Origin of the sequence: Streptomyces sp. AC602_WCS936, assembly GCF_019049125.1 — a bacterium.
GTDB lineage: Bacteria > Actinomycetota > Actinomycetes > Streptomycetales > Streptomycetaceae > Streptomyces.
In genome coordinates, this window is sequence record NZ_JAGMUF010000014.1 from 1 (window position 1) to 530 (window position 530).

1 protein-coding gene is annotated in these 530 nt (G+C 70.4%); it reads left to right on the plus strand.

Annotation, left to right across the window (positions count from 1 at the left end; genetic code table 11):
- Nucleotides 1–123: 123 nt before the first annotated feature.
- A partial coding sequence (locus KUM03_RS06675; RefSeq protein ID WP_217246079.1) for a helix-turn-helix domain-containing protein occupies nucleotides 124–530 on the plus strand: 407 nt, incomplete at its 3' end.

Sequence of the window (530 nt, forward strand, 5' to 3'; positions counted from 1 at the left end):
TGTACTGCCCAGCCAGGTTGGTCGAGTTTGTGCGACGACACGGTCTGAACTTGTAGGACGGCGAAGGCCTCCGGTTGTGGAGTGGAGCTGTCGAGGAACCGCTCCGCCAACCAGGAGGCCTTCGTGTCTCACGCTAACGCCGCTCTGACGCCCCGTGCACGTCTTCGCCTGGCGCGTCTGATTGTGGATGAGGGATGGCCGGTCGCCCGTGCGGCCGAGCGCTACGACGTGTCCTGGCCCACCGCCAGGCGATGGGCCGACCGGTACGCCGAATCAGGGCCGGCCGCGATGGCCGACCGGTCCTCACGGCCTCACCGGAGCCCGGCCCGGACCACTCAGCCGCAGGTCCGCAAGATCGTGCACCTGCGCTGGAAGCAGCGGCTGGGACCGGTCCAGATCGCCGGACGGCTGGGCATGCCCGCCTCGACCGTCCACGCGGTGCTGACCCGCTGCCGGATCAACCGCCTCTCCCACATCGACCGCGCCACCGGGGAGCCGGTCCGCCGCTACGAACACCCCCACCCCGGCGC